Raw genomic sequence first — 23,431 nt, 5'->3', positions numbered from 1 at the left:
TATGGCAAAAATAGCAATTATATCTACTAGCACCTATCGAAAAGACATCAAGAATGTATTTGATGGGTTAGGTCACCAAGTTGATTATCTGATAGATAACAATATAACTTATAATCAATTGATGACCTACGATTTAATCGTATCAACAACCCAATATTCGCGTAAAGAGGTAATTAAACAATGCGTGGATAATGGTATTCCTGCAATTGTAGCGCAAGGGACGTCATCGACAGTTTCTTTAGCTAAAGATTTAGGTATGTTTGCTCAAAATGAACATCAAGTTAATGATTGGAATTACTTAAGACCATTGAAAATATCTTTAATAACACAAAAGATCCCTAAATTGGGTTTTGCCCCTTATTTGAAACCAACATGGTGTTCGTCCTTTCCTATTTCTTCAATGGCACCTGGGGGTGAAGCACTGTGTGCTATGTATCATGACCGTGATGATTTTATCATTTGTGCACAATTTAAAAAAGGAACGGTCGATACATATGGGGGAACTTTTGGCGCAAATTGTGTTTTTATGTCATTCTTAGATCGTGAATTTTTAACAAGAAATGCGATAAAAATGCTCGATAATGCTATTAATTTTTGTTTTCAAAATTATACAACCCTATCGGGAAAAGTGGTGGATGAAACAGATCAACCAATCTCAAGAGAGGTAAAAATATATGATCAGAAAACAGGAGAATTAGTTTCGGAAATAACAAGTAATGAAGACGGTTTATTTTCTGCTGAAGTATTTTCTGGACAAAGCTACTATGTCATTGCATTTGATAAAGATAATGGTAAGAAAAATGCAGTAATTATAGATAATATCAAAGTTTGATTAATCATAATAATAACATATCAATATAAGTCCCATAAAATTAACCTATTAAATAATTTTAAATAATACTTAAAACCGAAATTCTAATCTAACCAACTATAACTTCTCAATTTAACCATTCATTTTATCACGATATTAAAACGACGTTTGGAACTAAAAATCACTTGTACATGCTAATAAACATATATTTTCAATGAATGGTTAATTGTTTTTATCAATCTTTTAAATTTTATAATTACGTTTTTCAGGAGGTCAAAATGGCCAAAATTGTTATATGCAGTGAAGAACTTATAAGAGTGCAATCAATGATAGATGCACTAAATCCATATCATGACATTACTTTTTGTATAGCAAGCTCGACAGATTACAATGAACAGTATTTATCGACATTCGATTTAATTATGGATTATCGAAATGGAACAGAATATACCACATCATTTTGCATTAAAAACTGCTCTAAAAAGGGTATTCCAGTTATAGCGGGTGGAACCAGAAATAGTACGGGCAGTATTATGTCACTGGGAATGACCAAAAAACCTATGTATTATTCAGGTGGAAATTTAAATAGGATAATCAATGTTAGCGACGTATTAACCTGTGATAAAAAAATCGAAACAGGCGCAATTATCAATAGCGGTGACACGTTTATGATAAAAGAAGATTTAAAAATAGAGTATGGAATCGAAATTTTATCAGTGAATCAGATGGTCAATGGTGTTTATGATATTAATACCGCCATATTCCGCCAAGGCAGTTTAAATGTCAATGGTGAAGTTTTTGGTAGCGATTGTGCTTTTATCGGTTTTCCTTTTAGCCGACCATTAACAGAAGAAGCAATACAGATTGTCAATGATATTATTAGTTGGCTAGTTAATCGTAAAGATGTTGTCGCACAGGTAAAAGATGAAGAGGGTAACCTTTTATCTCATTGCGAAATTCAGCTTTGTTTAAGAAAAACGGGAGAAGTCATGATGACTTATACCACAGATGAAAATGGTCAAGTGAGTTTAAGAATAAGACCTAATCATGAATATTATGCCGTAGCCTTTGATCAAGCAACCGGTAATAAAAATGCCGCTATTATAGATAATATTAAGGTTTGAGCCAAAGAATATAGAGTATTTTTTATAAATCAAATTAATCAATTAAATAATAAATTAGCCTCAACACGAGGCTGTTTTTATCATTAAGCATACATAAAAATTATGATTTAATTATCAAAACTATAAAATAAATTTAAAATACAGCAATAAACTTAACCAAAATTTCAGCCTAACTATAACGTTGTAAAACTGATATTATCGTTTATAAAAATACTAATAATCTGTAAACTTAAAAAAATGATTAAATTCACAGGGAGATAGGTAAGAATGAAACATTGTCTATTATTTTTGACGATATTAAGCTGTTTTGGTACTTTCAATTTTGCAAACGCTAATGATAACGAACGTTGCCAAACATTAGTAAACCTTAAATTTGATGATGCTAAAATTATCAAAACAGAACTTATTGCCGATCGTTTTACGCCGCCGTCTAATTTAGCGGATTCATTGCGCAATGCGGATACAAAAGAGATATCTCAACTTCCTCAGCTTTGTCGGATTGAATTGGTGATTCAACCTAAGATCAACGTTGAAGTTTGGTTGCCAACTCAATGGAATCATCGTTTACAAGCCATTGGGGGAGGGGGATATGCTGGTTTTATTCCTTTTGACGAATTAGCTGTTGCAGTTCAAGGAGGGTACGCAGCAATGGGAACAGATACCGGACATAGTGGGAATCTGTTTGAAGGTTATTTTGTATTCAAAAACAATCAGTTACAAGCCGATACGATAGCAGATTTTGCTTATCGTAGTGTTCACGAAATGACAATTAAAACTAAACAAATTATTCAAGCGTATTATGGTAAACCAGCTGACTATTCTTATTGGAATGGTTGTTCAACGGGAGGGCGACAAGGATTAATGGAGGCGCAAAGATTTCCCGCTGATTATGACGGTATCTATATTGTGGCACCAGCTATTCAATGGGACAAATTTATCCCTTCTGAATTGTGGCCTCAAGTTGTTATGCAAAAGGAGTTAGGGCATCCGATTGACACTCATAAACTTATAATGTTACGAAAGGCAATAATTCAATTAGCTGATGAACAAGATGGAATTAAAGACGGTATAATCAATGATCCAACAGCATTAGAAATTTCTGATAACTTTTTAAAAGAACATAATTTTAATGATGCTGAAATTATAGCATTACGAAAAATTTGGCAAGGTCCGACGAATCAACTTGGAGAATCCTTATGGTTTGGTGTGGAAAAAACCGCACCGCAAGAGGCTCTTGCTGGTAATGAACCTTTTCCAATCCCTGTTGATTATTTTAAATATTGGATAGCTCAGAATCCAAATCTTGATTGGAAAAATATGGACTACCAAAGCTTTGTCGATTATTTCAATGAATCAGTCGATTTATTCAGACCTGTTATGGGAACGGATAACCCAGATTTGAGTCAGTTTAAAAAATCCGGTGGAAAAATGATTATTTGGCATGGTTGGGATGATCGTTTAATCCCACCCAAAGGGACGATTCATTATTACAATCACGTTGTAAAATTAATGGGGGGACAGAAACACACGGATGAATTTGTTAAGCTTTATATGGCACCGGGCGTTGATCATTGTAATGGTGGTGATGGTGCAGACCAGATCAATGGTTTTGAATCACTGGTAAATTGGGTCGAAAAACAACAACCGCCAAAAACCCTAACAGCCAAAAAAATAGAGAATGGTAATCTTACTTTGCAACGACCATTATGTGCATATCCACAAAAAACAGTTTACAAAGGTGAGGGTAATACCAATAATCCTGCTAATTTTGAATGTCAGTAAATGCCTTAGTAGGTCTAAATAGGTCTGGAAATTGACTTAATGACATAAGTTTAATCTAACAGTTAGCTTTTTCTATAAGCGCTCTGTTAGATTAAATCCCATCTTTTTAAACAATCTTAATCACAATAATGCCCGAATAAAAAGAATTTTATTGATAATAAAATCATTATTAACCCTTATTGATGACCTCCACCTACAGTGTATATTATTTTTATCATCATGATCATTCTTGCCAGTTGTTTTATATTGAATACATCCATCGCAAGGTATGGATTATGAAAAGGGCAATATCGTTAGATAATTGTATCCAAATACCTATTATCTGTTTGGTAAATTCCTCGGATAATAATTTAATTAAACATAATTTATAATATCTAGCGCAAATATTACTTAACGTTTTAAAAATCGACTTTCAAAGCTACTTTTTAGAAGTTTAATTTCATTGACTAAATTATTATTTTTACCTTGATAAGCAATAGACGTTTCATGTCTTACATATCTACCTTTTCTTTGAGCGCCGAGCCAGTTAAATGAACCTATGCAGAGTAGATCATAATCTTTAATCACTAGCTTACTATGGACATTTTTAACAAATTTAGCTTCAATTCCTTTATTTTTAAACTCCGTCATAATATAAGACAATTCATTTTCGATTTCTTTTTGTCTATCTTCATTCTTGTTTGATGTATTGAGCTGATGATCAGTGTAAACAGAAACTTTCACACCTTTTTTTACAGCTATCTCCATGACATTTAATATATTGGTGATTTCAATAGCCGCTAATCTCACCCACGGTGAGACAATAAGTATCTCTTTTTGGGCATTTTTTATAGAATTTTGAAGAAACGTATCATGTTCTTCTGTTCCTTTAATAATTTGATAATCCCTATTGCTAGATTTGACTAAATCTTCCCTAGCAATATATTCAAAAAACAATTCATTATCTTGATTAGCGAATAAGTATTTCGCTAACGCTCCTCTTGGCGATTTCGAAGAAGGATCCAATATATCCATATCACCAAAGACTAAAAAGCTATCTTTTGCCCGTGAAATTGCCACATTCAACTTGCTCGATTTATCATCAATAAAATTACCATTGGCATGTTTTGAGTAAACCATTGAAAAGATGATGATCTTCCTTTCTGCTCCCTGTAAGGAGTGAATTGTACCGACAGTTAGAGAATCCTCTTCATCATCAATGTTGATTCCACATTCTGACTCCTTAATCGCTCTCTTTATTTCTGCAACTTGTGCTCCAAAGGGGGTAACAATGCCAACAATTTTATTTATTGGTTCTTTATACTGATTTTCTAAAATGTCTTTATTCTCGATAAGCCATTTTGCAATAACCGTCGCTTCCAACTTATTGAAACGACTGCCAGTATGGGCCTTTTGACAAATACCATCAATATGCAAATAACCTAATGCCGGAAATTTTGCTTTTTCAGGTGAGCTACCCCGCATTGGTTTGAGTTTTCCTTTATAGACTAATTCGTTACAAAAACCAATGATTTCATCATAACATCGGCGATGCTCATATAAGAACATCCCGGGCTCCATTTCTGGATCATAATGATAAATAGAAGCTTGTTGTGCAATTCTCATCACACTTCCGAAGGATGCCGTTTTTCCTAGTCTTTTAAGATGCTCATACTCCTCTTCAATATCTGAACTGCAAATAATTTTAGCCTTTTGCAAATTACCGATATCGACTTTAGGAGGGACTGACCATATAGGATCAGTTTGGAATGTATCGCCAATAATGAGTGCTTTTTTACTTAAAGAAAATGATGCCCCTGCCACCTCGGGTAATACCTGACCAGCCTCATCCACAATAAGTAAATCTGCAAAATTATATAAGTAATTTTTCTTATATTCTGCTCCTGTGTAGATAAATTTATCAGGTAACATAAAAAATGTGGAAACAATACACGGCGTTAGCTTCATACGTAAATACCAACGCTTTTTAGTCGGTGCAGCACCATTTTTTCTTTTCCAATTTTCTAGGTCTGGAAGCAGCTCTTCCATATCCATTAACCAACGTCCTTCCCAATAATGGGTTGTCAGTAAGAATACATGAAAGCGAATTTTAATATCTGTAAGCGTATCAACTTGAGTGAATGTTATTTCTTGATCTTTATCAGTTATACCCAAAGGCTGTAATGCAACATGCCAATCATTTAAAGATTGATTTAACTTTAAAATAAGATGATCTATCTCTTTGAGCGTTTTTTGATTTTTTTGTATTGTTAGTTCGAGTGTGTTAAGTTTATTTTCAACAAATTGGGAAATACTATTTATCGTTTGCCATTGTTGTTTTTGTTCGGCCGGCCATATTTTTTTAAGGTGAAGTTTGGCGTTTGATAAGCGTTTTTGAGCTACTGCCGGTATCCATGAAAATAGTGGAAGCCATATGCTTTCATTCGCAAGATATTGCAGCCAAGATGTTTCCACATTTTGCCAAAGACTTTTAGTTGCTCGTTCAGCTTGTAACTGTTGATCATATTGATTTTTTGTATCTGTTAGAGAATCTCCATAAAGCTGCTTTACCTCTTGGCGTAGGTTGGATAAGTTTTGCCATGATTTTTCAATATGTTCTAATTTATCCGCTTCTTTTTTTAATGCTTGGTGGAGTTTATTTATGATGTCTTTGACAGAGCAATCTTTTAAATCTAACTCAGGGAAGGCTTGTAGCGCACAATTTATATAGTGCTGTTTTGCTTTTTCATAGTATTGTTGAGTTTCAATTTGAGTAAAAAAAGATTCGGTTTGATATATTTTTTCAGCTTTCTCTGATTTACTTCGAGAAGGGTAATAGGCACCAAAGCTAGCAATATCAGGTAACCATCTACCTGCAAAAACGCCTTCTCCTATAGAAAAGTCTTTCCCAAACGCATCTATAACGTTAGTAACGGCTTGATTGTTGGTGGAAGCAGCTACGATGACGGGAGGTTCACTTTCATCCAGTGCATGTTGTGCCCATATTGAGGCCACCACAGAAAGTAGCATGGTTGTTTTTCCTGTTCCGGGTGGACCATTCACTGCTAATATTTCACCATTTTCAGTACTTAAAAAATGATTCAATGCATCTCGTTGCGCATCTGCTAAAGGAAATTGATCACCTGAGTGAGCCACCCGTTTTGAAAAAAGACTATTACCAGCTAAACAAGGTTGTTTCTTCGTTGAATGTTTTGAGGCGAATTTGCTAAAAAGTGGGATGTCATCTGTAGAATCACGTAACTTGTCATATAAAGAAACTATGTGCATAGCTGCATTTTTGATAACATCTTTTTTGATGATATAGCCGTAATTTAATGACTCAAAAGTATTATCACTTTCAAGCCAATCCTTAGCGATGGCTTTAAGCAGTGAATCACAATCTTTTAAATAGGTTTTCCAAGCTACGGTATATTCTTCTTCTGTTAATTCACAATTTCCTTGCTCATCTTCCCGATAATTAATACCGGACACAATATTAGAGGTTAAATAGAGGTCAAGGTTGTCTACCGAACCTACTGAAAATGAACCCTTTACAAGTGGCTCTAAAATATCACGAGATATAATAGTTTCATTGTTCAAGGGGTATAGTCTGCCATTTCTTGCCAATAATGCATTGGTTGCTACTGGCACAACAAACTCAGGGATATCTTTTTTGGCAAAAGTATGTTCAATTATATTTCGATAAACTTTAGGTCTTAAACTGACCTCAATAGTTTTGCGATCTTCTGGCTCATTTTCAAAAAGTTTTTGAGTGAATTCATTGCTAATTTGACCGTTTTCCAATACCACTGAATCACATATTAAAAACTGTTCAATGTCTTTGCTATCCAAACCACCTTTTGCGAAAATAGAATCCACTAAAGAATTGCGCCAATAGCCGGCAAAAAATTGAGCATTTTTGTCCATAATTTATCCCTTATTATTTCGCTTCCCTTAAAAAACATCTACGATAGTAGATAAACTTTATTATTTATCATAATTAGCAAGTTATCTATTAGGTTAGATATCAATAATTTTTGAAGAATATTCAAATTACTTTTGTAAATATATTCATTTTTATAATTTAGAGCTTCGAGAATTTGTTTTCTGTGCCATAAGCCTCATCATATCCCAAAAGCTTTTCCGTAATTATAAACGTTTTAAGTTATCTGTTTATATAACTATTAGGTTTGTTGTTTGTCGTTCGACAACAATCTATATCTTAATTTTTAGAGTTTCTTTACAAAAAAATATAATAATTATTATTCTATACCGTGTTAAAACTTATATGATATTAACTATCAGATCTAATGTAAAGAGTATAAAATTCGATATCTTTTGGCTTTTTCAGAAGTCGTTTTTGTTTAATGCTATTTGAATTTAGTTGGAATAATTAGGTATATCCGATTGAATAAGGAAAAGAGGGGGCTTAATTATACTTTTAGTACATGTTAATAGTGTGCTAGGGTAAAGTCTTGATATAATTTTATTGAATTTGATATGTTTATATATTTTTATGGATATTGAAATTGGGACGGAAAACGAGGTATGAATTAAACTTTATAACTTATTATATATAAAATATTTATACCGACACCAATATTGCTTTTGCTAACCGTCTAGTTTCTTGTGGTACTTAATTGGCTTTCACGGACTTGAATTACCATAACTACTTATTGATGACAAATTATTTGATAGGATAATTTGAAATAAATGAATTGACCGATTTTTTATATGATTTAATTATTTTTTCTGCTCGTTCAACCAGTTTGTGACGTATATGCTTAGGCTCTAAACAAATACATTGATGACCTAAGCTCAGCAAAATGCCATAACTGTGGTCATCATCAATAAAGTCAAAATTTACAAGATACTGTTGTTCGTTTAATTTCTTAATATCTTTTTCGTCACAAAAATCTAAAATACGTTCCAAAAGCGATTCATCTATTAATAATTTTATTTTAAAAATCTTTTTTTTCATTTCGGTTTGGAATAAAGAAAATGCTTCAGGCGTTGTTTGCCTAATAAATTTAGTGTTAGTTTCTCTAAGGTTTGACATTTTTGACAATTTAAATACACGAAAGTCATTTTTAGTTAGACAAAAAGCTTGTAAATACCATTCTTTTTCCTTAAAAATAAGTTTATATGGCTCAATTAAACGTGTCGCTTGTTTATTCCTAATACTTAAATAATCAAACGATAAAAGCAGTTGTTCTTTCAGTGCCAGTCTTATAATAGATATTTTGTTATCAATATTTTGTTTGGAAAACCAAGGAGATAAATCAACAATAAGTTGATTTAAGTTATTTGTCACTTCATCAAGTTCTTGTTCTGATAAAAAACTCTTTATTTTCTCGAGTGTTCTTAAATTTTCACTTTCTTTTAAAACTGGTGAGGATAATAAGTTGAGGCCTTTTAATAAAACAATGACATCTTCTTTAGTGAATAGACCTTTACTAATTTTATAATTTTTTAAAATACTTATTCCACCGGCACTTCCTTGATAGGTAATAATGGGGATTCCCGCTCCCTCGATAACTTGTATATCTCGGTAAATAGTACGCAATGATACATTTAATTTTTCTGCTAATTCTTTACCAGTTATTTTTTCTTTTTGTAGCAATACCATGATAGTAGTAATTATACGATTAATTTTCATGCTTTATGTTTGCAAAATAATTTAGATTGAATTTTAAATATGACATACAGTTGTCAGCAATGCTACATCAAAATAGAGATAACTAAAATTAATTGAACTAATTTTTATCACTAAAAGGAAAGAAAAAATGTTTAAACCTAATAGCGTTATTGTTTATGTCAAAGATGTCGATGCTAGCACAGAGTTTTACACAAAAATACTAGGGCGTCCACCTGTTGAAACTTATCCTGGCTTTGCTGTATTTTTATTGAATGATGGTTTTATTTTGGGACTTCAAGAGGCTGATAAAATAACGCCAAAGGCACCTAATCATTATGGTGGTTTTGAGTTGTCATTTAGTGATGTAACAAAAAATGATGTAGATGCGATTTATTCTGCATGGAAAAAACTAAACGTTAAAATTGAACTTGAACCCCAAATGCTCGATTTCGGATACACATTTGTAGGAAATGATCCCGATGGTCATCGACTCCGTGTTTGCGCTACCGATACTTCAAAGTTTGAGTAGAATAATGTCTTAAGAGATTAAAACCATGGGGACTGTACTATGCACTCATTGTTTATGAGGAATTCATTTCATGAAAAAAGTGTGGTTGAGCATGCGAGCATATTGAGGATTTTATTTCGCTTGGGAAAATCTAATTGGGTTTGAAGAGATAATTTGATTTGCAATAAACGTTAATAATTTAGTTGTATTTAAACAAATATATTTTTTAAATTTCATTTCAGTACAAGTAAAGTATTAAACAAGATTGAAACCCTTCTGACTTTAATAGGTTGTATTGAATGTGATATTGGAGCGGGAAACGAGGTTCGAACTCGCGACCTCAACCTTGGCAAGGTTGCGCTCTACCAACTGAGCTATTCCCGCATAAGAGAAGTGTAGTAAATGGTGCCCGGGGCGAGACTTGAACTCGCACGGCCAAAAAGGCCGAGGGATTTTAAATCCCTTGTGTCTACCGATTTCACCACCCGGGCTCAAAACTTAGTTACCTAAAGGTAATTGCGTTTCGGATGCTGTGCATTTTACCTGTCTTATCATTTCAGTCAATAGAAATTTTAGATAAATTGTTTGATTGATTAATGTTTAACTTTATTCTGAATGTAAATTGCACCATTGTATTAATAATCAGCAAAATAGGTCGTTTTAAAATGGCAAATTGCTTTAATCATTTATGTCTTAAAACGATCATTTGGAAACCTATTGATTATCGAAAAAATCATTTTGTGCAATCCATAAATATTGCACCATTGATATTAACGTTAAAACTGTTGCAATAAATAGTGCGACAAGGCCTGCATATATTACAATATCGCAAGGGCGCCAAAGGAGCCATGTTAGGGCTGTCATTTGGGCGATAGTTTTATACTTGCCTATAGATGAAACCGCAACATTACTCCGTTTTCCAACCTCAGCCATCCATTCACGCAAAGCAGAGATGATGATTTCACGTGAAATGATAATTATAGCCGCAATGGAAATCCACCATGCTTGATAATATTGAGTGATCAGAATTAAGGCTATTGTGACAATAATTTTATCTGCAACTGGATCTAAAAACGCGCCAAACTTGGTTGTTTGTCCTAAACGCCTAGCTAAATAACCATCAAACACATCGGTTATTGCAGCAATAAGAAAAATTAATGCTGAAAAAAAACCAGACCATTCAGTTGGAAATAAATAAAAAGCCAGCACAAAAAAAGGAATTAAAATAACTCGAAATAACGTTAATATAGTAGGAAGATTAATTTTCATGTGACATAAGCTCTTTTTTGTTTAATTAATCAATAGATTAACAAAAATTAAAAAACGGGGTTTCTTAATGCTTATGTTGCCTGAAATATTATAATTTTTCAATGTGTTATTGTTGTAAATTTAAATAAATTTTTTCGGCTAGCGATTTAGAGATTCCTTGCACTTGTGCTATTTCATCAATACTGGCATTCTTTAATTCTCTTAAACCACCAAAGTGTTTAAGTAATGCTTGCCGTCTTTTTGAACCGATTCCTTCAATATGTTCTAAAGCACTATCTGTAAGCTGTTTTACACCTTTTTTTCGTTGCCCCACAATGGCATGATCGTGTGATGCATTACGAATTTGTTGAATAAGCAATAAAGCAGGCGAATGGTCATCAAGATAATTTCCGGTTCCATGCGCTTCAAAAAATAATGTTTCAAGCCCTTCTTTTCGCTCAGCACCTTTTGCCACCCCCACAAGAATAGGGTGATGTTTATCCCAATTAACATTGAGTCCTTCAAATACTTGTAAGGCTTGGTTTAACTGTCCTTTACCACCATCAATAAAAATAACATCAGGTATTTTTTCATCGGGTAGATCTTTTTTATTGTAACGTCTTGTTAATACCTGTTCCATTGCTGCATAATCATCACCCGGTGTAATACCCGTAATATTGTAGCGGCGAAATTCAGATTTTACCGGACCTTTATCATCAAAGACAACGCAAGAGGCTATTGTGTTTTTCCCCATGAAATGACTGATATCAAAACATTCCATACGATTGATTTTATCAATGCCCAAAAAGGTTTTAAGTGCATCGTAACGTTGTTTATTTGACGAATTGGTTAATAATTTGTTCTTCACTTCAGTTTGCGCATTAACGGTTGCAATATTGAGTAACTTTAAATTATCGCCTTTGGGCTCATCAACCAATTTGACTTGATGCTCAGCAATAAGTGACAGTGTCTCTTCCATGGGTTGTTTATCCGACAACGAAAAATTGAGTAGGATCTTTTTCGGAATATTACGATTTTGGTTGCCTTGCAAATAAAATTGCCCTAAAAAGGTTTCTATTACTTCTTCCAATTCAGTATTTGATGGTACTTTAGGAAAATAAGAACGATGCCCAAAGGTTTGTCCATTTCGGATAAATAAGACATAAATACAGGCTATACCAAACTCGTAGTGGAAGCCAATAACATCTAAATTATCATTATTGTTGTAAATGGCTTGTTTTTCGTTGATATGTTTAATGGCTTGTAACTGATCACGTAATGCTGCTGCTTTTTCAAAATTGAGTTCATTACTTGCTTTTAGCATATCTTCAGTGATTTTTTGTAAGATCTGATCGGATTGTCCTGATAAAAATAATCTCACATAATTAACTTGTTCGTTATAATCTTCATCACTCACTAATCCCGGCACACAAGGTCCTAAACAGCGTTTAATCTGATATTGCAGGCAGGGGCGAGTTCTGTTCCGATAGGTGGTGTTCAAGCACTGTCTAATCGGAAACGTTTTTTGTAATAGCGCTAAAATCTGTTTAACTGCATATCCACTAGGATAAGGACCAAAAAACTCATCTTTTTTGCGATTAATCGCCCCACGATAAAGTGATAATTGTGGATGTCTTTCTTTACTTAATTTAATAAAAGGATAGCTTTTATCATCTTTTAAAAGAACATTATAACGTGGTTGATGTTTTTTAATGTAAGTCTGTTCTAATAGTAGGGCTTCGGTTTCGGTATTTGTAATCGTAAATTCAATACGATGGATATGGCTAACTAACATATCCGTTTTTAGTGTTTTTTTACTACTATTAAAATAGCTTTTTAGTCGGTTATTCAGATCTTTAGCTTTACCCACATAAATAATCGTCTCTTTATCATTAAACATCTGATAAATGCCCGGTTTATGTGGAACTGTTTTTAAAAAAGATGTTGAATCAAATTGGCTCATATTAGTTTTCAAATGTGAGGGCTTTTTTCTCTATTATCCTCATAATGGTGCTTAATAATCCATTTATCAAGAGGTAAACGAATCCTGCAACAATAAATATTGAAAAATCGTAATAATCACCATTAAGTTGATTGCTATACCCCATTATATCCATTACCGGAATCATCGAGGCTAGGGCTGTGCCTTTAACAACAAAAACGACTTCATTGGAATAGGTGGACAAGGCTCGTTTTAAAGCATAAGGCATGACAATTTTTAAGGTTTGTCGTTTATTCATACCAAGAGCCTCACAAGCTTGCCATTGTCCATGTGGAACAGATTTTAAAGCACCATAAAAAATTTGTGTGGTATACGCCGCACTATTTAGCGTTAAAGCTAAATAAGCACAAAACCAAGGCGAAGATATGAGATCATAAAATGTCGGAAATTGACTTAAAAAGTCAGCAAACTGTGAAGGTCCATAATAAATTAAAAATAACTGAACTAATAGGGGAGACCCCGTAAAGATAATAATATAAGTACGTATTACCTTTGTTAATACAAAATGATTAAGTGATAATAAGCATGAAAAAACGATAGCCAAAAGCCCCGCAGTTAAGATACCTAAAATTCCCAGACTTAACGTGTCAGGAAGACCTTGTAGGATGATTTTAAGATAATAAACAAAATTATCAGACATAATTTAACCTTACAAACTTTTGGCAGAAGAGGGTTGTTCAAAATAAGTTGCACGTTTTTCGATTCGTTCAATCACTTTTTGACTTAAGATTGAAATAATCAAATAGATTACCATAGCGATCGCATACCATAGAAATGGTTGATTGGTTCGTGCAATAATCGTTTTGGTTTGCATCATTAGATCATTGATTGCAATGGCTGAGACTAGTGCGGTATCTTTTAATAATATCAACCATTGATTACTTAATCCTGGTATAGCATGGCGCCACATTTGTGGCATGATAATACGAAAGAACGTTCTAAATTTACTTAAACCAAGCACTTGAGCGGCCTGTTTTTGTCCGCTTGGTATTGCTTTAAATGCACCTCTGAGCGTTTGGGATGCATAAACTGCATAAAGTAGCGATAATGCAATGACACCACATAAAAACGGATCGGGCTGAGTATTGGCAATATGCATTTGGATATGAACTGAGGTAAATATCAAGGATATATCAAATCCATCATCTAGTGCCATTAAAAGAAATGGTAAACCATTATAGATTGCAACGACAATTAATAATTCAGGTAGTGCTCGAATTGTAAGGCTAATTAAAGACATTAGCCATGCAACAGGTTTAAATGGAACGGATTCTAGGATTGTGAAAATAAAAGCAAAAACTATACCAACAATCATTGATACAAAAGCTAATGACAATGTGATGGATGTTGCTTTTGTTAAAGGCACGATAAAACCGTCCATTGAGGACATTATCCAGTTCATTGCATATGCTAAAAAGTCTGACATAAAAAAACCGTATTTAAATTAAAAAATAAATTCGCCGCATTTTAAGCGGCGAGATCACAATAATATCAAATTTGATAGTTTATTAGCTATTTGTTAAACCATTTTTTATAGATGGCGTCAAGTTCACCATTTGATTTTAATTTATCAAGTGCTTGATTAAACTGTTCTCTTAACTGATCATTGCCTTTACGTAAGGCAATACCTAAGCCTTCTCCAAAAAAATCATGATCGGTAATTTTGTCACCTAAAGCAACAATATCCGTTTCTTTGCTTAACCAATCACCCGCGACAAAAGAACTGGCTACAATCGCATCGATTCGTTTAGCTTTTAAATCTAAAAACGCATATTGATAGCTATCATAACTAACAGGTTTAACGTCAGGATATTTTTCATTTAAATATTTCAAATAGGTTGTCCCTTTTTGAATACCAATTCGTTTACCTTTTAGTTGTTCCAAATCTGTTAATGTGTCTTTCAATGTAATAAATTGAATTGAGCTATCATCGTAATAAATCTTTGTAAAATCAACTTGTTTTTGACGTTCAGGCGTGATGTCTATCCCTGCAATTGCTGCATCAATTCGACGCGTTTTTAAACTAGGAATTAATCCATCAAAAGATTGATTAACAATTTTACAAGAAGCGTTAATTTCTTCACAGATTTTGTTGATCACATCGATATCAAACCCGACAATTTCGTTTTTGTCATTGGTGAATTCGAATGGTGCATAAGTGGCTTCTGTACCGATAGTTAAATTTTCAGATGCTTGAGACGTCAATGCAACGCTGGCAAGCAAAATAGCAAATAAAGTTTTTTTCATATCTCCACCCAATTTTATAATCATTAATGTGATAAATAAGCTTTAAATTCTTCGGTTTTAGGATGAGCAAAACATTCTAATTGTCCTCGCTCAATAATTTTACCGTGTTCCATATAAATCACTTGTGAAGCGACTTTACGAGCAAAATCGACTTCATGAGTTACAATAATCTGCGTTATTCCTGTTTGCGAAAGTTCGTTAATAATTTCAGCAACTTGCGATGTAATAGCCGGATCTAATGCTGCTGTAGGTTCATCAAACAACAAAATTTGTGGCTCCATCATCAATGCTCTGGCAATTGCTACTCGTTGCTGTTGACCACCCGAAAGGTGCAGAGGATAGCGATTTGCCATTTCGTCAATTTGCAAACGTTGTAATATCAACATTGCTTTATCAGTCGCTTCTTTTTTAGATAAATTTAGTACTTGGCAAGGTGCTTCAATCAAGTTTTCAAGTACCGTTAAATGGGGCCATAAATTATAGTTTTGGAAAACCATACCCACATTTTTACGTAATTGTCTGATAGTGGTATCACTGATTTTTTTGGAAAAATCAAAATGGGAATTAGCTATTGTCATTTCACCTGATGTTGGTATTTCAAGTAAATTAAATACTTTTAGTAAAGAGCTTTTTCCTGCTCCACTTTGACCTAATAATACAATGGTTTCACCTAGAGGATAACTAAGTGAAACATCTTTCAATGCATGATGAGTACCATAAAAACAGTTAATATGGCTTAATTCAATATTCATTATAAATGTTGGCTAAATTAAAAAAATTGACTAAATATTACTTTTTTTTGCATAAAAATGCAATCTAAAATATGAGACAAATAGTATTCTAAATGAATCTAGTATTTATCTTTATGATAAAATTTGAAAATTTAATGATGTTCAAATTTAAAAATTAATTATTTTTCAGATATGATAGGAATTACAGGACCCAAATATTTAGGTTCTTTATTCAAAATATAGAGATCGATGAAGGCACTAACACGAGCTAATGTTTCACGAATTCTGACTAATTTCATACTATCTGGTGCAGGAACAGCAAAACATTGTGCTTGAATGTTCTGGGCTAATGCAATAAATATTGCTCGTTCACAATGAAATTCTTGCGTAATAATTGTAAAACTTTTAGCGTCAAAAACTTTGTTGGCTCTGACAACTGAATCCAATGTTCTAAATCCGGCATAATCTAATACGATTGCATCGCTAGGGATTCCCGCTTTAATTAAATCTTTTTTCATCGTGACGGGTTCATTGTAGCTTTGAAAAGAATCTTCACCATCACCACTGAGTAATAGATAATCGACTTTATGCTGATTATAAAGGGATATTGCGCCATTAATTCGATTTTGATAAAAAACATTTTTACCACCACCTCGAACATATTTGGAGGTACCAAGTACTACACCTACGTTTTGATAGGGCAGTTTATTTACATCGTGGTATATATAAGGTGCGGTTTCATAGCTTATCCAATAATCCAAGCCAGCAATTACACATATGAGTAAGAAGCAAAGACTAAATAAACTTTTAATTATTTTTTTTAATTTCATGTTAGAACCAGTTAAAAATAAAGACTAAAATTGGAAATAAAAATGGAGCTATTAAAGACGTCATTATACCACATAATACTAATGATAAAGAACTATATGCGCCTTCATTATAATCAACTTCTATACATCGAGCAGTACCAACTGCGTGTGAGACTGCACCTATTGATAATCCTCTAGCAGAAGCGGATTTTATTTTTGCTATATTCAATATTTGATGACCAAAAATTCCCCCTAATGTGCCAACCAATATAACACAAAGGGCTGCGATTGACGGAACACCGCCTTCGTTGTTGGCAATCGTCACAGCAATAGCCGTAGTGACTGACTTTGGTAAAACCGACGCAGCTATTTCGGTATTTCCACCTAACCAAAATACAATACTGACGCCAGTTATCATTGAAGCAATTGATGCGCTAAAGGTGATAATGATAATTGACTTCCAACGGGCTTTAATTTGTGGAATGAGTTCGTAGAGCGGAAAGGCTAAAGCGACAACAGAATAAGGTAATAATTTATTTATAATATCGACATTACTAACATATTCTGAATAACTGGTTTGACTTATTATCATAATTGGAATAAGCACTATCACCGAAATCACTAACGGATTAAATAATGGTGTTTTAATTTTGAAAGCAATTTTTCGAATAATCAGAAATACACAAACAGTTAAAGGTAACATCCAGATCATAGTGGTTTTTCCTCATTATTATCTGATAAATCGAAATTTTTGGCTGTTTTTTTATGAAGTTTTTCTGTCAACCAAGCTGTTAATAGTAATACCAACAGTGAACTACCAATACTTCCAAAAATGATGGGTAACCAATTATTTAATAGCAATGTGTAATTATCCATTATCCCCATTGCAGCAGGAATAAATAGTAATGTCATATAACGCATAAATAAATTGCAGCTATTTTTTATCCAACGAGTAGGGATAATTTGAAAAGCTAATAAAAAGAATAGGGTTAAAAGACCGATAATACTACCAGGAATCATGATGGGTAAGAGCTGAGAGATGAAATTACCCACCCAAAGACTTAACGTTAAAATTAATAATCCGCGACCATAACTAAATAACGAATAGTATAAAGAATATAATCGATGTTTGATTGTGGCGTGTTTAGCTAAAAAATGTTTCATAGTCTAAAATTTAATAACTTGTTTGATTGTTAATAACAGACTGCTTTATTTGGCGTCTATAATACGCCCCTCAATTTTAATTATCCAACTAAATAATGGCAGTAATGATAAAGCTGTTTTATCAAAGCTAATTTTTCGGGTTGTTGAACATAAGTTTCAGCAAGTAATTCTAAAGTTAAAATGTAATCTTGAATCTTAGGCATATTTAGTTTATCACGACAATAATCTTGCCAAATCATCTGTTCGTGATGAGTTAGGGTTTGAGGAAAGTTTCGAGCTTTGTATCGAAAAAAAAGTGTACTTAAGCGAGGGTCTTCAAATTTAAGAGATAAACTATCTAATAACTGTACTGGCGTTGTTTGTACTGTTTCACAATATAGTTTATCCTGATTACTCAAAAATCCATTATATATTTGTGCATCTACATCCGTATTAGCCGGATAATCATGACTTAAGCTAAATAATTCTCGCATTTTATCTTGCAACAAAATTTGATTTTGTAATAGCTTTTGTTGTTTGTTTAAGCATTCTTCAATATTAATTGAAAATCGTTTAGCATTTTCAGGCAGTAAAGTTTTTATCGGTGCAAGGATAGGGCATTTGTTAATATGGACGAGTTTTAATGGAATGCGAGACTCATCAAGTTCAAGATCTTCAGTTTTAGTATAGAGTTTTTCGCGTATTATATTCACTGGTAAATCAATAATTGAATCAATATCGCCAGTGAGATCACAAACAATGACGGCATTATTTTGTTGTGGATGCCAAGCGATAGGGCATACTAATGACATATTTCCTCGATAACTACCCAGCATACCCGAAACATGTACCAGAGGGGTCATATTGATTATATCAATAAGTTCGGCAACTTTATTTTTATTGCGCAATGTAAAAAAGTAGTTAAATAATTTAGGTTGTTTTTCTTTAATTAATTTTGCAATGGCGATAGTGGCATACACATCTGACATTGCGTCATGAGCATGTTCATGCGTAATATTATTTGCTTTGGTTAAATGTTCTAACCGAAAACTGGGATAACCCGAATCGTTGGTTGGCCAATGAATACCTTCAGGTCGTAAGGCATAACACGCTCTTACTACATCAAGAAGATCCCATCTTGAATTACCATTTTGCCAACAGTAGGCGTATGGGTCGTAAAAATTACGGTAAAGGATATTGCGGGTCACTTCATCATCGAAACGAATGTTATTATAGCCTAAAATGCAAGTATTGGGTTCACTAAATGCTTGATGAATTAATTTGGTAAATTGAGCTTCATTCACTCCTTTTTGATTTGCTTGTTGTGGAGTAATACCCGTAATGAGAACCGCTTCAGGATTAGGTAGATAGTCTGGTGCTAGCTTACAATATATAACTAAAGGCTCTTCAATAATATTAAGCTCAACATCAGTTCGAACACCCGCAAATTGAGCGGGTCTATCAAGAGCTGGATTAATACCAAATGTTTCATAATCGTGAAAGTAAAAAGTAGGTTGTTTGGCGTTATTTTTCATTTTATCGTTTTACTCTTGATGATTTTTGATCTGTCACTTACCTAAATTATACAATATTTTACTTAATTTAAATTATTTAAACCTATTTATTTTGCCATTATAAGTAAGTAATTCTTGTTAAAACAAATGACTTTATTTGTTTAATATCTTCGGATTAATATTAAAAGGATTATTAGCTTAAAATATGGTTATATTATTACGATAGTTGATAGGGTGTTTTTGATAAGTAAGAAGTGAATAGCTAAACGTATTTATTCACTTCATAAGTAAATAATATCATCTATTAATTTAAATTATTTTCTTCTAAAAAAAAGAATCAATTGGGTCTTCCATAAGTCAGCTTGCATTGTTGTGCCATGTCCGGTAGTTTTTTCAGAAGCTGGAATCAAGTAGTACTTTGCATTGGGAATCTTCTGCATGGCTTTTTCCATTAAATCGGTCGAAGCTGGATTTCTTTCATCATCCTCAGAGTTGATAGCTAAAATTCGTGCTTTGATTTTATTTAAATCTTTGGTTGGATCATAATTTCTTGCCGCATCCCATTGATATAAAAAATCGTTAGTATCCATCGTAACACGTTCGTTTAATTTATCTTTTAATATTTTTTCTGTTTCTTCCGTATTATAAGCTTGCTTTTGCCATGCAATGTCACCGCCATTAGTTGCGATATTGTAGTAATTATAGACTAATTGAAACTGTTCGGGTTGTTTGGTATAAAAACCTTTGTTCCAGTCGGGATCATCTTTGATAGCATTGATAACCATTTTACGGATAATCCAGTTACGGCTGGACATTGGCGCAGGGGTAGCAGCCAAAGGAATAGCGGCTGTCATATAATCAGGATACATCGTTACCCATTTCCATGTATTCATTCCTCCCATCGAGTTACCGATGATTAATTCTACATGCTCAATATTTAACTTATTTTTTAATAGTTGATATTGAGCATTAACCATATCGGTATAATCATAATGCGGAAAATCGCCTTTTAAACCGTCAGAAGGTTTAGACGATTTACCCGTGCCTATTGCGTCGGGGAGGATAATAAAATATTTTTCGGCATCTAATGGCATTCCTTTATCAAACAATGCATGACCAAAGCTATTATTTAACATTGCGCTACCACTTCCAGTTGTACCATGCAATATTAAAACGGGTTTGTTGTCAGGATTGCCAAGAGTAGTGTAATGTATTTTTATACTTTCAGTTTTTCCGTTATTAAATTTGAAATGTTCAATCACATAATCCGACTCTTTTTTGTTATGAAAACCTAAACAATGACCAAAAAAAGGTATTGTTAATAAAACAAATATGAAGAATTTAGTCTTTCTTTTGAGCATAATTTATCTCCATTTTCTATACGCAGCATAAAAATAAGGATTATTCATTAAGCCACAATGAACCAGATAGGAAAATCAAGTTTTTGCCACATTGTGATTTTAATCACAATATGATGATAATATTATTTTAAGTAACAGATAAATAGGCTATTTAAACAATCTTTTCTAGAGAATTCAATTCATACCTGTTTTTTTAATAGTATAGGTAAGAAAAAGTAAGATAGGGGGATGATATAATCAATAAAAAAGGGGAAATATTATCCCCCATAGCTGTTATCAGTTTAAAATGTATTTTTCGGCGCAGACTCTATAATATTGGCCATTTTTTCAAGGGTCAGCCTTAAAAGTTTAGGCATTGAATCAAGTTCAATGGAATCCATTAGATTTTTTACATACAGTCCTAATTCTGTATCACCTTCGACGATTAGTCGCCGTTGAAAGAATAGGGTGTCAGGATCTTGGCGCCGAGTTGCTATCATAATCAAATCGTTTGCATTACCAATAAAACTTACATCAGCAATTTCCTCTCGACTCACTACGAGTTTATTATCAATTAAGCTAACAAACCAAGTAAGTTGAAGATCGGTAACTTCAATTTTTAACCAACGATTTTCTAAAAAATCGAGATCACCATCTTCTAAAGAATGTTTAAATTGTAGTTGTAATAGTTGTTCAATTGCCTGTTTTTTCAAATTAAACGGAATACAACGTAAAGTTAGCCCCAAAACATGAGGGGCTTTGTCAACAAACTGTGAATGAATATGGCCTAAAAACTGATGTTTGTTTGCTATCATTTATGAATCTCCAGATATCATTTTTTCATAAATATCGAGGTCAGTATTTAAATGTTCAAATGTTTCTTCACTCACTTCATTACGAACTTTCATTTGTAGTAAAGCTGTGCGCTCTGCACCGATTGCCACAAGACGCATACGTCTTTCAAGATTTTCAGCTTCCATTGCTTTTTGTTCTAAATCTTTTAATCCTGTTCGACGTCTTAAAGAACCGATAACACGTGAACCAACTTCATGTATTATTTCTTGATCTAAGCCCGCTTCAGACGTTTCTTGAAGTAAATTGTTTTGCATTTTTTCAAGACTTACAATAGCTTCTTCCGCCATTTGCCCCTTAACTGTCAAAATTTCATTATCTTGTTGAGAGTTATCTAAAATAACACTACCTCGTAATAAAATAGGTAAGACGATAACCGCGGTAATTAATGAAATTAAAATAATGCCAGCTGCGATAAAAACAAGTTGATAACGACCACCAATTGTCATTGGAATAGATAATACACCCGCTAGGGTAATAGCTCCGCGAACACCAGCAAAAGTGGAAATCCAAAGATCGCGTGTAGTATAAGAACGGAATGCAAGTGGACGTTTGGTTCCAAATGGTAAAGTAGGCATATGTTTCATAGCCCATAACCAAGCAAATCGTGTTCCCATTAATACGATAAATACAAACACGACAATAAAGCATAATTGCCATACTTCAATAGAGGAGTCTGTTTGGTTTTCAGCAAAAGTATTATTTAAAATACTTGGTAATTGAATACCTAATAAAATAAAGACAAATCCATTGAATACGAATGTTAACATCGACCATGTACTATCTGATTGTAAACGAGCGGTCAAAGGGGCGTTGCGCATCATACCAGAATGGTTAACGGTCATACCAGCACTCACAGCGGCTAAAATCCCTGAACAGTGACATTCTTCAGCAAGGATATAGGCAGCAAAAGGAAGTAAGAATAGTAAAACAATTTGGATGGCGGGATCATTGTGGGTTAATTTATTAATTAAACGTAAAATACGTGCATATAACCAAGTAAATAAAACACCAACAGCTAAGCCACCAAGAGCGACAACAAAGAAAGAAAGACTAATTTGTAATAAATTAAATTCAAGCAAGCCCGTTGCAATTGCAATAGCAAATTTCAATGATACCAGACCAGATGCATCATTCATTAAAGCTTCGCCTTCAATAATCTCCATTTTTTCTTTTTCTATACGCCCTTTACCGACTATTCCACCTAGTGCAACGGCATCGGTAGGTGATAGTACTGCAGCTAATGCGAGTGCGGCAGCTAATTCAACTTTTGGTAACATCCAATTTAGAAGGTAACCTAATGCAATTATAGAAATAACGACAAGAACGAGTGCTAATCCAACAATTTCTCTGGCATTATGTACAAAGTCTTTGACTGATGTTTTTCGTCCATCTGCAAAAAGCAATGGAGGTATAAACAATACCAGAAATAGTTCAGGGTCAAATTTTACATAAATACCAAAAGCTGCTAAAACACAACCCAGTAGTATTTGCATAAGTGGTAACGGAATTTGGAATGGTAGTAATTTTATTACCACACCTGAAAGTGATACAATTAGCACTATAAGTAATATTGTTGAAAAAAGTTCCATGGTTTTCTATTAGTTATCCTATAATCATCTCATTAGTTAGCTATTGATTATATCGGAAATTTAGTTTAATTTCAGTTGAAAATTTAAAAAAATTATTCATTTTTTAATCAA

At 33.3% G+C, this 23,431-nt stretch carries 18 protein-coding genes, 2 tRNA genes and 1 pseudogene; 4 read left to right on the top strand and 17 right to left on the bottom strand.

What is annotated here, in order from left to right; translation table 11 throughout:
* Position 1: 1 nt before the first annotated feature.
* The 3 genes from ACGH6P_RS02680 to ACGH6P_RS02670 all read left to right on the top strand — a co-directional run bounded on the left by ACGH6P_RS02680 (position 2) and on the right by ACGH6P_RS02670 (position 3,717).
* On the top strand, positions 2 to 832 hold the full coding sequence (locus ACGH6P_RS02680) for a carboxypeptidase-like regulatory domain-containing protein (RefSeq protein ID WP_411596667.1): 831 nt from the start codon (positions 2 to 4) through the stop codon (positions 830 to 832).
* 257 nt (positions 833 to 1,089) lie between these two features.
* Entirely contained in the window at positions 1,090 to 1,935 is an 846-nt protein-coding gene (locus ACGH6P_RS02675) for a hypothetical protein (RefSeq protein WP_411596666.1), read from the top strand.
* 267 nt (positions 1,936 to 2,202) lie between these two features.
* Entirely contained in the window at positions 2,203 to 3,717 is a 1,515-nt protein-coding gene (locus ACGH6P_RS02670) for a tannase/feruloyl esterase family alpha/beta hydrolase (RefSeq protein ID WP_411596665.1), read from the top strand.
* 390 nt (positions 3,718 to 4,107) lie between these two features.
* Here ACGH6P_RS02670 and ACGH6P_RS02665 read toward each other — a convergent pair whose 3' ends face one another.
* Complete coding sequence (locus ACGH6P_RS02665; protein WP_411596664.1) at positions 4,108 to 7,623, bottom strand: AAA domain-containing protein; 3,516 nt, start codon at positions 7,621 to 7,623, stop codon at positions 4,108 to 4,110.
* A gap of 760 nt (positions 7,624 to 8,383) precedes the next feature.
* Positions 8,384 to 9,355, bottom strand: a complete 972-nt coding sequence (locus tag ACGH6P_RS02660; RefSeq protein ID WP_411596663.1) for a helix-turn-helix transcriptional regulator — start codon at positions 9,353 to 9,355, stop codon at positions 8,384 to 8,386.
* Between the two features lie 127 nt (positions 9,356 to 9,482).
* On the opposite strand from ACGH6P_RS02660, the gene ACGH6P_RS02655 reads away from it, so the two are divergent.
* Positions 9,483 to 9,863 carry a VOC family protein gene (locus tag ACGH6P_RS02655; protein WP_267352264.1) on the top strand — a complete coding sequence of 127 codons (381 nt, stop codon included), beginning with the start codon at positions 9,483 to 9,485 and terminating at the stop codon, positions 9,861 to 9,863.
* Between the two features lie 287 nt (positions 9,864 to 10,150).
* On the opposite strand, the gene ACGH6P_RS02650 is transcribed toward ACGH6P_RS02655, so the two are convergent.
* The 15 genes and pseudogenes from ACGH6P_RS02650 to ACGH6P_RS02580 all read right to left on the bottom strand — a co-directional run bounded on the left by ACGH6P_RS02650 (position 10,151) and on the right by ACGH6P_RS02580 (position 23,320).
* Positions 10,151 to 10,226, bottom strand: a tRNA-Gly gene (locus ACGH6P_RS02650).
* A gap of 19 nt (positions 10,227 to 10,245) precedes the next feature.
* Positions 10,246 to 10,333, bottom strand: a tRNA-Leu gene (locus tag ACGH6P_RS02645).
* A gap of 223 nt (positions 10,334 to 10,556) precedes the next feature.
* Positions 10,557 to 11,111: a CDP-diacylglycerol--glycerol-3-phosphate 3-phosphatidyltransferase gene (gene pgsA / locus ACGH6P_RS02640; protein ID WP_267350991.1), complete on the bottom strand. Its 555-nt coding sequence runs from the start codon at positions 11,109 to 11,111 to the stop codon at positions 10,557 to 10,559.
* A gap of 106 nt (positions 11,112 to 11,217) precedes the next feature.
* Positions 11,218 to 13,053 (bottom strand): excinuclease ABC subunit UvrC, encoded by a 1,836-nt coding sequence (gene uvrC / locus ACGH6P_RS02635; protein ID WP_411596662.1) that lies wholly within the window; start codon positions 13,051 to 13,053, stop codon positions 11,218 to 11,220.
* A gap of 1 nt (position 13,054) precedes the next feature.
* A complete protein-coding gene (gene artM / locus ACGH6P_RS02630; RefSeq protein ID WP_267378755.1) occupies positions 13,055 to 13,732 on the bottom strand; it encodes an arginine ABC transporter permease ArtM in 678 nt (225 codons plus the stop codon).
* Positions 13,733 to 13,741: 9 nt separating this feature from the next.
* Positions 13,742 to 14,473 (bottom strand): arginine ABC transporter permease ArtQ, encoded by a 732-nt coding sequence (gene artQ / locus ACGH6P_RS02625; RefSeq protein WP_411596697.1) that lies wholly within the window; start codon positions 14,471 to 14,473, stop codon positions 13,742 to 13,744.
* A 131-nt stretch (positions 14,474 to 14,604) separates the two neighbouring features.
* Positions 14,605 to 15,339, bottom strand: coding sequence for a transporter substrate-binding domain-containing protein (locus tag ACGH6P_RS02620; protein WP_267350984.1), 735 nt, complete (start codon positions 15,337 to 15,339; stop codon positions 14,605 to 14,607).
* Positions 15,340 to 15,362: 23 nt separating this feature from the next.
* Entirely contained in the window at positions 15,363 to 16,091 is a 729-nt protein-coding gene (gene artP / locus ACGH6P_RS02615; protein ID WP_267350982.1) for an arginine ABC transporter ATP-binding protein ArtP, read from the bottom strand.
* 173 nt (positions 16,092 to 16,264) lie between these two features.
* A pseudogene (locus ACGH6P_RS02610) lies at positions 16,265 to 16,900 on the bottom strand (vancomycin high temperature exclusion protein); the annotation flags it as partial.
* Position 16,901: 1 nt separating this feature from the next.
* Positions 16,902 to 17,591, bottom strand: coding sequence for a CidB/LrgB family autolysis modulator (locus ACGH6P_RS02605; RefSeq protein ID WP_267350978.1), 690 nt, complete (start codon positions 17,589 to 17,591; stop codon positions 16,902 to 16,904).
* A complete protein-coding gene (locus ACGH6P_RS02600; RefSeq protein WP_267350977.1) occupies positions 17,588 to 18,043 on the bottom strand; it encodes a CidA/LrgA family protein in 456 nt (151 codons plus the stop codon). The genes ACGH6P_RS02605 and ACGH6P_RS02600 overlap by 4 nt, the downstream gene beginning before the upstream one ends.
* 80 nt (positions 18,044 to 18,123) lie before the next feature.
* The gene (sbcB, locus tag ACGH6P_RS02595; RefSeq protein ID WP_411596661.1) at positions 18,124 to 19,557 is read right to left on the bottom strand and encodes an exodeoxyribonuclease I; all 1,434 of its coding nucleotides are present in this window, start codon (positions 19,555 to 19,557) and stop codon (positions 18,124 to 18,126) included.
* A gap of 293 nt (positions 19,558 to 19,850) precedes the next feature.
* A complete protein-coding gene (locus ACGH6P_RS02590; RefSeq protein ID WP_411596660.1) occupies positions 19,851 to 20,897 on the bottom strand; it encodes an alpha/beta fold hydrolase in 1,047 nt (348 codons plus the stop codon).
* A 281-nt stretch (positions 20,898 to 21,178) separates the two neighbouring features.
* On the bottom strand, positions 21,179 to 21,691 hold the full coding sequence (locus ACGH6P_RS02585; RefSeq protein ID WP_267350973.1) for an SCP2 domain-containing protein: 513 nt from the start codon (positions 21,689 to 21,691) through the stop codon (positions 21,179 to 21,181).
* Complete coding sequence (locus tag ACGH6P_RS02580) at positions 21,692 to 23,320, bottom strand: Na+/H+ antiporter (protein WP_065557733.1); 1,629 nt, start codon at positions 23,318 to 23,320, stop codon at positions 21,692 to 21,694.
* Positions 23,321 to 23,431: the final 111 nt, after the last annotated feature.

The sequence above is a fragment of the Gilliamella sp. CG25 genome, from assembly GCF_046635705.1.
Classification (GTDB): domain Bacteria; phylum Pseudomonadota; class Gammaproteobacteria; order Enterobacterales; family Orbaceae; genus Gilliamella; species Gilliamella apicola_I.
This window is presented reverse-complemented; position numbering and strand designations above follow the sequence as displayed.

Bases quoted from the DNA above. Each gene is read 5' to 3' on its own strand.
- ACGH6P_RS02580 (WP_065557733.1), bottom strand. From the start codon at position 23,320: ATGGAACTTTTTTCAACAATATTACTTATAGTGCTAATTGTATCACTT.
- ACGH6P_RS02585 (WP_267350973.1), bottom strand. From the start codon at position 21,691: ATGATAGCAAACAAACATCAGTTTTTAGGCCATATTCATTCACAGTTT.
- ACGH6P_RS02670 (WP_411596665.1), top strand. From the start codon at position 2,203: ATGAAACATTGTCTATTATTTTTGACGATATTAAGCTGTTTTGGTACT.
- ACGH6P_RS02655 (WP_267352264.1), top strand. From the start codon at position 9,483: ATGTTTAAACCTAATAGCGTTATTGTTTATGTCAAAGATGTCGATGCT.
- ACGH6P_RS02680 (WP_411596667.1), top strand. From the start codon at position 2: ATGGCAAAAATAGCAATTATATCTACTAGCACCTATCGAAAAGACATC.
- pgsA (WP_267350991.1), bottom strand. From the start codon at position 11,111: ATGAAAATTAATCTTCCTACTATATTAACGTTATTTCGAGTTATTTTA.
- sbcB (WP_411596661.1), bottom strand. From the start codon at position 19,557: ATGAAAAATAACGCCAAACAACCTACTTTTTACTTTCACGATTATGAA.
- ACGH6P_RS02590 (WP_411596660.1), bottom strand. From the start codon at position 20,897: ATGCTCAAAAGAAAGACTAAATTCTTCATATTTGTTTTATTAACAATA.
- ACGH6P_RS02675 (WP_411596666.1), top strand. From the start codon at position 1,090: ATGGCCAAAATTGTTATATGCAGTGAAGAACTTATAAGAGTGCAATCA.
- artQ (WP_411596697.1), bottom strand. From the start codon at position 14,473: ATGGACGGTTTTATCGTGCCTTTAACAAAAGCAACATCCATCACATTG.
- ACGH6P_RS02620 (WP_267350984.1), bottom strand. From the start codon at position 15,339: ATGAAAAAAACTTTATTTGCTATTTTGCTTGCCAGCGTTGCATTGACG.
- ACGH6P_RS02665 (WP_411596664.1), bottom strand. From the start codon at position 7,623: ATGGACAAAAATGCTCAATTTTTTGCCGGCTATTGGCGCAATTCTTTA.
- ACGH6P_RS02605 (WP_267350978.1), bottom strand. From the start codon at position 17,591: ATGATCTGGATGTTACCTTTAACTGTTTGTGTATTTCTGATTATTCGA.
- artP (WP_267350982.1), bottom strand. From the start codon at position 16,091: ATGAATATTGAATTAAGCCATATTAACTGTTTTTATGGTACTCATCAT.
- artM (WP_267378755.1), bottom strand. From the start codon at position 13,732: ATGTCTGATAATTTTGTTTATTATCTTAAAATCATCCTACAAGGTCTT.
- ACGH6P_RS02660 (WP_411596663.1), bottom strand. From the start codon at position 9,355: ATGAAAATTAATCGTATAATTACTACTATCATGGTATTGCTACAAAAA.
- ACGH6P_RS02600 (WP_267350977.1), bottom strand. From the start codon at position 18,043: ATGAAACATTTTTTAGCTAAACACGCCACAATCAAACATCGATTATAT.
- uvrC (WP_411596662.1), bottom strand. From the start codon at position 13,053: ATGAGCCAATTTGATTCAACATCTTTTTTAAAAACAGTTCCACATAAA.